General features: G+C 67.4%; 8 protein-coding genes. 7 read left to right on the top strand and 1 reads right to left on the bottom strand.

Going from position 1 to position 7256, the window contains the following annotated elements; translation table 11 throughout:
- The 3 genes from ACGFT2_RS32860 to ACGFT2_RS32850 form a co-directional block, all read left to right on the top strand.
- The coding region (locus tag ACGFT2_RS32860; protein ID WP_393285613.1) for a cbb3-type cytochrome c oxidase subunit I at positions 1-507 on the top strand (507 nt) is incomplete at its 5' end.
- On the top strand, positions 504-902 hold the full coding sequence (locus tag ACGFT2_RS32855) for a cytochrome c oxidase subunit 4 (RefSeq protein ID WP_393285610.1): 399 nt from the start codon (positions 504-506) through the stop codon (positions 900-902). The genes ACGFT2_RS32860 and ACGFT2_RS32855, both read left to right, overlap by 4 nt.
- A 159-nt stretch (positions 903-1061) precedes the next feature.
- Complete coding sequence (locus ACGFT2_RS32850; protein WP_393285607.1) at positions 1062-2321, top strand: Ig-like domain-containing protein; 1260 nt, start codon at positions 1062-1064, stop codon at positions 2319-2321.
- Positions 2322-2398: 77 nt separating this feature from the next.
- Here the strand turns inward: ACGFT2_RS32850 and ACGFT2_RS32845 are convergent, their stop codons facing one another.
- Positions 2399-2800, bottom strand: a complete 402-nt coding sequence (locus tag ACGFT2_RS32845) for a hypothetical protein (protein WP_393285604.1) — start codon at positions 2798-2800, stop codon at positions 2399-2401.
- Between the two features lie 154 nt (positions 2801-2954).
- Between ACGFT2_RS32845 and ACGFT2_RS32840 the strand changes: the two genes are divergently transcribed.
- From ACGFT2_RS32840 to ACGFT2_RS32825, 4 genes are all read left to right on the top strand, one after another.
- Entirely contained in the window at positions 2955-3575 is a 621-nt protein-coding gene (locus ACGFT2_RS32840; RefSeq protein ID WP_393285601.1) for a heme-copper oxidase subunit III, read from the top strand.
- Positions 3576-3637: 62 nt separating this feature from the next.
- Positions 3638-4450: a c-type cytochrome gene (locus ACGFT2_RS32835; RefSeq protein WP_393285598.1), complete on the top strand. Its 813-nt coding sequence runs from the start codon at positions 3638-3640 to the stop codon at positions 4448-4450.
- On the top strand, positions 4447-5505 hold the full coding sequence (locus ACGFT2_RS32830; protein ID WP_393285595.1) for a Rieske 2Fe-2S domain-containing protein: 1059 nt from the start codon (positions 4447-4449) through the stop codon (positions 5503-5505). The genes ACGFT2_RS32835 and ACGFT2_RS32830 overlap by 4 nt, the downstream gene beginning before the upstream one ends.
- Entirely contained in the window at positions 5502-7160 is a 1659-nt protein-coding gene (locus ACGFT2_RS32825; RefSeq protein ID WP_393285592.1) for a cytochrome bc complex cytochrome b subunit, read from the top strand. The genes ACGFT2_RS32830 and ACGFT2_RS32825 overlap by 4 nt, the downstream gene beginning before the upstream one ends.
- Positions 7161-7256: the final 96 nt, after the last annotated feature.

Genomic DNA, 7256 nt, shown 5'->3' with positions numbered 1-7256 from the left:
GTCGTCTTCGCGATGTTCTCCGGCTTCCACTTCTGGTGGCCGAAGATGACGGGCAAGATGCTCGACGAGCGCCTGGGCAAGATCACCTTCTGGACGCTGTTCATCGGCTTCCACGGCACCTTCCTCGTCCAGCACTGGCTGGGCGCCGAGGGCATGCCGCGTCGTTACGCCGACTACCTGGCGGCCGACGGCTTCACCGCCCTGAACACGGTCTCGACCATCAGCTCGTTCCTGCTCGGCCTGTCGATCCTGCCGTTCCTCTACAACGTGTGGAAGACGGCCAAGTACGGCAAGCCGGTCGGCGTGGACGACCCGTGGGGCTACGGCCGCTCGCTGGAGTGGGCGACCTCCTGCCCGCCGCCGCGGCACAACTTCCTCACCCTGCCGCGGATCCGCAGCGAATCCCCGGCGTTCGACCTGCACCACCCTGAGATCGCCGCGCTCGAGCAGCTCGAGCACGCCGGTCACGGCACCGCCGTCGCGGGCAGCAAGGAGGCCGGCAAGTGAAGATCCAGGGTCGGATGTTCATCTGGCTGAGCGTCTTCATCCTGATCATGGCCATCGTGTATGGCGTGTGGTCGAAGGAGCCGGCCGGTACGACGGCGCTCTTCCTGGCCTTCGGCCTGAGCGTCATGATCGGCTTCTACCTGGGCTTCACCGCCCGGCGGGTCGACGCGGGTGCCCAGGACGACCAGGAGGCCGATGTCGCGGACGACGCGGGCGAGCTGGGCTTCTTCAGCCCGCACAGCTGGCAGCCGCTCATGCTGGGCATCGGCGGCGCGATCGCCTTCCTCAGCGTCGCGGTCGGCTGGTGGCTGATCTACTTCGCCGCACCGATCATCATGATCGGCCTGTTCGGCTGGGTGTTCGAGTACTACCACGGTGAGAACCGCACCCAGTAGCACGCGGGAACACGCACCGGGAGCCCGGACCCTCCGTCAGGAGGGTCCGGGCTCCCGCCTTTCCGGCCGGACCGGCGGGTCCCTCCTCTGCCGCAGCGCCGTTCGCTCGAACGGGTTACTCGCCGCGCCTGTACGGCAAGCACCTCATAGCGTGATCGTATGAATCACACTCCGCGCACCCGCACCGTCGTCAGCTGCACCCTGCTGGTGACCGCCCTCGGCGCGGGCGTCACCGCTTGCGGTTCTGACGGCAACCCTCTGTCGGCCAGGCCGTACGACGCGGCGGGCCTGATCTCCTTCAACGGCCCCACCGGTGCAGGGAAGCGGGCCGACCCGGACAAGCCCCTGGAAGTCACCGCCCAGAGCGACGGCCGGATCACCGACGTCACCGCTCAGGACTCCACAGGGCGCTATGTGGCGGGCGAACTGGCCGCCGACGGCAGCCGGTGGCACAGCACCTCCCCGCTGGCCGCCAACGCCCACTACACGGTCTCGGTGAGCACCGAGGACGAGGACGGCGCGCCCGGCCGCAAGGTCCTCTCCTTCGACACCAGCATGCCCACCAGCAAGAAGCGCCTGGGCGTCACGTTCGGGCCCGACAAGGGCACCTACGGCGTCGGGCAGCCGATCACCGCCCAGCTCGACCAGGCGATCAAGGACAAGGCACAGCGTGCCGTCGTGGAGCGCGCCCTCAGGGTGGACTCCGTGCCCGCCGTGCCGGGCTCGTGGTACTGGGTGAGCGACAAGGAACTCCACTACCGCCCGCGCGAGTACTGGCCCGCCCACGCCACCGTGCAGGTACACAGCAACCTGGACGGCGTAAAGATCAGCGACCGGCTGTGGGGCGGCAGGTCCAAGGCGCTGGCGATCACCATCGGTGACCGCGTCGAGGCCATCACGGACGCCTCCACGCACCAGCTCACCTACTACAAGAACGGCCAGCAGGTCGATCAGATCCCGGTCACCACGGGCAAGCCCGGCTTCGAGACCCGCAACGGTGTCAAGGTCGTCCTGGAGAAGCAGTACTTCGTACGCATGCGCGGCAGCACCGTCGGCATCGCCGAGGGCAGCTCCGACTCCTACGACCTGCCGGTCTACTACGCCACCCGGGTCACCTGGTCAGGCGAGTACGTGCACGCGGCCCCCTGGTCCGTCGGATCCCAGGGGTACGCGAACGTCAGCCACGGCTGCACCGGTATGAGCACGTCCAACGCCGAGTGGTTCTTCGACAACGTGCACCAGGGCGACATCGTCAAGGTCGTGAACTCCAACGGCGACCCCATGGAGCCCTTCGGCAACGGCTTCGGCGACTGGAACCTCGACTGGAAGAAATGGCGCACCGGCAGCGCGCTGACGGACAGCGGCGCGGACGGTCCGGCACCGGGAGACGTGGCAAGGCTCCGTCCGACGGCCGTGTGAGCGCCCGCAAGGGGCGCGGGGAGGCGCGCGAGAGGTCACGTGGCCGCTCGCGCGCACGAACCGCGCGCCGCGGTCTCTCAGGCGCTCAGCAGCCTCTTCTGCCGCAGCAGGGAAGCCAGCGCGGCGGCGAACTCCACCGGATCCACCGGCAGGGTGACCGCCGCCTCGGCCCGGCTCCAGGTGGCCAGCCAGGCGTCCTGCGGCCGGCCCATCAGCAGCAGCACCGGCGGAGCCTGGAACACCTCGTCCTTGATCTGCCGGCACAGGCCCATGCCCCCCATGGGCGCGGACTCGCCGTCGAACACACAGACGTCGATGCCGCCCTTGGCCAGCTCGGTCAGCACCGCGGCCGGGGTCGCGCACTCCACGAACTCGACCTGGGGCACGTCCGGAGCCGGCCGGCGCCCGGTGGCCAGCCGTACTTGCTCGCGGGTGTTGGAGTCGTCGCTGTAGACCAGCACCGTGGCGGTCGGCTGCATTGTTCCTCCGGGACGTCAGCGTCGTACGGACAGGACGGACAGGGCCGTTTGGGCGGATGTTACTCCCATGAACACCACGTCAGCACCGGTTCGGCAGGCAGCAACACTCCGAACGGCACCCCCCGGAGTGAGGGCGGGATAAGCGACCGACATAATGTCGGTCGTGGCGACAGCAACGACAGTAGAAACCGGGCACGCGCACCCGTCGGTCAACCGGCCGAACCTCACCAGCGTCGGAACCATCATCTGGCTGAGTTCCGAGCTGATGTTCTTCGCGGCCCTCTTCGCGATGTACTTCACCCTCCGGTCGGTGACCGGACCGGACCACTGGAAGGAGATGGCGCACGCGCTGAACGTGCCCTTCTCCGCGACGAACACCACGATCCTGGTGCTCTCCTCCCTCACCTGCCAGCTCGGCGTGTTCGCGGCCGAGCGCGGCGACGTGAAGAAGCTCCGTGGCTGGTTCATCCTCACCTTCATCATGGGTGCGATCTTCATCGGCGGTCAGATCTACGAGTACACGGAGCTGGTGAAGAAGGACGGCATCTCGCTGTCCTCCGACCCGTACGGCTCGGTGTTCTACCTGACCACCGGGTTCCACGGCCTGCACGTGACGGGTGGTCTCATCGCCTTCCTGCTGGTCCTCGGCCGCACGTACGCGGCGAAGAGGTTCACGCACGAGCAGGCGACCGCCGCCATCGTCGTGTCCTACTACTGGCACTTCGTCGATGTCGTCTGGATCGGCCTTTTCGCCACGATCTACCTGATCAAGTAGCCGGGACCGCTCCCGCACATCCAGAAGCATCGACGCAGAAGATCCTGACACCGGGGTAATCCGTGAAAAAGCTCTCCGCACGACGACGCCATCCGCTGGCGGCGGTCGTCGTCCTACTCCTCGCGCTGGCGGCCACTGGGGGGCTGTACGCCGCGTTCGCGCCCGCGAGCAAGGCGCAGGCCGATGAAACCGCCCAGTCCCTGACCATCAAGGAGGGCAAGAAGCTCTACCAGGTCGGCTGCGCAAGCTGCCACGGCACCGGTGGCCAGGGCTCCTCCGACGGGCCGAGCCTCGTCGGTGTCGGCGCCGCGGCCGTCGACTTCCAGGTCGGCACCGGGCGTATGCCCGCCGCCACCTCGCAGGGCGCCCAGATCCCGAGCAAGAAGGTCGTCTACACGCAGGCCCAGATCGACCAGCTCGCCGCGTACATCGCGTCGCTGGGCGCCGGCCCGAGCGTGCCGACCAAGCAGCAGTACGGTCCGGCCGGTGCGGACATCGCCAAGGGTGGCGAGCTGTTCCGCACCAACTGCGCGCAGTGCCACAACTTCACCGGCAAGGGCGGTGCCCTCACCAAGGGCAAGTACGCCCCGAGCCTGGAGGGCGTGGACCCCAAGCACATCTACGAGGCCATGCAGACCGGCCCGCAGAACATGCCTTCCTTCCCCGACACCACGCTGACGGAGAAGAACAAGAAGGACATCATCGCGTACCTGCACGCGGTCAACAGCAGTGACACGGACAACCCGGGTGGTATGGAGCTGGGCGGCCTCGGGCCGGTCAGCGAGGGCCTGTTCGCCTGGATCTTCGGACTGGGCGCGTTGATCGCGGTCGCCGTCTGGGTCGCCGCTCGGACCGCAAAGGCCAAGAAGTCATGAGTAGCCAAGACATTCCAGAAGAGAACCTGCCCGCTGAGCAGGAGCACGCGCACGGCGCGGTAAGCGTCGCGGACGAGGAGAACCCGTTCGCCGACCCGGGACTGCCGCCGCACGAGCACCGGATCCAGGACATCGACGAGCAGGCCGCCAGGCGGTCCGAGCGCGCGGTCGCCCTGATGTTCACGGTGTCGATGCTGGCCACCGTCGGCTTCATCGCCTCGTACGTCGCGATCCCGCACGACAAGACGATCTTCGTCTTCCCGATCGGTCACCTCAGCGCGCTCAACTTCGCGCTCGGCCTGACCCTCGGCACGGCCCTGTTCTGCATCGGCGCGGGCGCGGTCCACTGGGCCCGCACCCTGATGTCCGACGTGGAGATCGCCGACGAGCGTCACCCGATCGAGGCGTCGCCCGAGCTGCGCACGAAGGTCCACGACGACTTCCGCGAGGGCGCGAAGGAGTCGGCGATCGGCCGCCGCAAGCTGATCCGCAACACGATGTTCGGCGCGCTCACCCTGGTGCCGCTCTCCGGTGTCATGCTGCTGCGCGACCTCGGGCCGCTGCCTCACAGCACGCTGCGCCACACCCTGTGGGCCAAGGGCAAGCGCCTGGTCAACATGAACACCAACCAGCCGCTGCGTCCCGAGGACGTCGCCGTCGGCTCGCTCACCTTCGCCAAGCCCGACGGCCTGGAGGAGAAGTCCGAGGAGTTCCAGACGGAGATCGCCAAGGCGGCCCTGATGATCGTCCGGCTCCAGCCGGGCAACATCAAGGACAAGCGCGAGCTCGACTGGGCGCACGAGGGCATCGTCGCGTTCTCGAAGATCTGCACCCACGTCGGCTGCCCGATCTCGCTCTACGAGCAGCAGACGCACCACGTGCTGTGCCCGTGCCACCAGTCCACCTTCGACCTCTCCGACGGCGCCCGAGTGATCTTCGGCCCCGCCGGCCACGCCCTTCCGCAGCTGCGCATCGGTGTGGACAGTGAGGGTTACCTCCAGGCGCTCGGCGACTTCGAGGAGCCCGTCGGTCCTGCATTCTGGGAGCGCGGATGAGTACTGCAGCGAACGAAACGAATCCATCCGCCGACGCGGCGGGCCGCTCTCGCGGCAAGGCACCGGCCGGCGAGCGAATCGCCGACTGGGCGGACGGACGGCTCGGGATCTACTCCCTGGCCAAGTCCAACATGCGCAAGATCTTCCCCGACCACTGGTCGTTCATGCTGGGCGAGGTCTGCCTCTACAGCTTCACCATCATCATCCTGACGGGTGTCTACCTGACACTGTTCTTCCACCCGTCGATGAACGAGGTGGAGTACCACGGCTCCTACGTCCCGCTCCAGGGACAGCTGATGTCGGAGGCGTTCAGCTCGACGCTGCACATCTCCTTCGACGTGCGCGGTGGTCTGCTGGTCCGGCAGATCCACCACTGGGCGGCGCTGATCTTCCTCGCCGGCATGTTCGTGCACATGATGCGCGTCTTCTTCACCGGCGCGTTCCGCAAGCCGCGTGAGATCAACTGGCTGTTCGGCTTCCTGCTGTTCGTCCTGGGCATGTTCACCGGCTTCACCGGTTACTCGCTCCCGGACGACCTGCTCTCCGGCACCGGTGTCCGCTTCATGGAGGGCGCGATCCTGTCCGTGCCGATCGTCGGCACGTACCTGTCGTTCTTCCTCTTCGGCGGCGAGTTCCCCGGCCACGACTTCGTGGCGCGGTTCTACTCGATCCACATCCTGCTGCTGCCGGGCATCATGCTCGGCCTGGTGGTCGGCCACCTGATCCTGGTCTTCTACCACAAGCACACGCAGTACGCGGGCCCCGGCAAGAGCGAGAAGAACGTCGTCGGCATGCCGCTGCTGCCGGTCTACATGGCCAAGGCCGGAGGCTTCTTCTTCCTGGTCTTCGGTGTCATCGCGGCCATCGCGGCGATCGCCCAGATCAACCCGATCTGGGCCATGGGCCCCTACCGCCCGGACCAGGTGTCCACCGGCGCCCAGCCCGACTGGTACATGGGCTTCGCCGAGGGTCTGATCCGCTTCATGCCGGGCTGGGAGATCAACCTCTGGGGTCACACGCTCGTCCTGGGCGTGTTCATCCCGCTGGTGCTCTTCCCGCTGGTCCTGGCGGCGATCGCGGTCTACCCGTTCATCGAGTCCTGGGTCACCGGCGACAAGCGCGAGCACCACATCCTGGACCGCCCGCGCAACGCCCCGACCCGCACCGCCTTCGGTGTCGCCTGGGTGACGATCTACATGATCACCCTGGTCGGCGGCGGCAACGACCTGTGGGCCACGCACTTCCAGCTGTCGATCAACGCCGTCACCTGGTTCGTCCGGATCTTCTTCGTCGTCGGACCGGTCATCGCGTTCATCGTCACCAAGCGGATCTGCCTCGGTCTGCAGCGCCGCGACCGCGACAAGGTGCTGCACGGCCGCGAGACCGGCATCATCAAGCGGCTGCCGCACGGTGAGTTCATCGAGGTGCACGAGCCGCTCAGCCAGGAGCAGCTGCACACGCTCACCGCGCACGAGCAGTACCGGCCGGCCGAGATCGGTCCGGCGGTCGACGAGAACGGTGTCGAGCGCAAGGTGAAGGGCTCGGAGAAGCTGCGCGCGAAGCTCTCCACCGCCTACTACGGCGAGGACAGCCAGATCACGAAGCCGACCGTCGAGGAGTACAAGGAGATCACGAGCGGCCACGGCCACCACTGATCCCCGCGTCGCCACACCACGGCCAAGGGCCCCGTCCGGGTTACGGACGGGGCCCTTGGCCGTGCTCCGGGCTGGATAGGGTGGTGTACGACCTTG

The sequence above is a fragment of the Streptomyces sp. NPDC048514 genome (genome assembly GCF_043199955.1).
Lineage (GTDB): Bacteria > Actinomycetota > Actinomycetes > Streptomycetales > Streptomycetaceae > Streptomyces.
Note: the sequence above shows the minus strand (reverse complement) of the source record. Positions and strands in the feature narration are given on the sequence as shown.

What these genes read in the sequence shown, in the direction of transcription:
- ACGFT2_RS32825 (WP_393285592.1), top strand. Translation starts at nt 5,502, where the DNA reads ATGAGTACTGCAGCGAACGAAACGAATCCATCCGCCGACGCGGCGGGC.
- ACGFT2_RS32845 (WP_393285604.1), bottom strand. Translation starts at nt 2,800, where the DNA reads ATGCAGCCGACCGCCACGGTGCTGGTCTACAGCGACGACTCCAACACC.
- ACGFT2_RS32850 (WP_393285607.1), top strand. Translation starts at nt 1,062, where the DNA reads ATGAATCACACTCCGCGCACCCGCACCGTCGTCAGCTGCACCCTGCTG.
- ACGFT2_RS32830 (WP_393285595.1), top strand. Translation starts at nt 4,447, where the DNA reads ATGAGTAGCCAAGACATTCCAGAAGAGAACCTGCCCGCTGAGCAGGAG.
- ACGFT2_RS32840 (WP_393285601.1), top strand. Translation starts at nt 2,955, where the DNA reads ATGTCGGTCGTGGCGACAGCAACGACAGTAGAAACCGGGCACGCGCAC.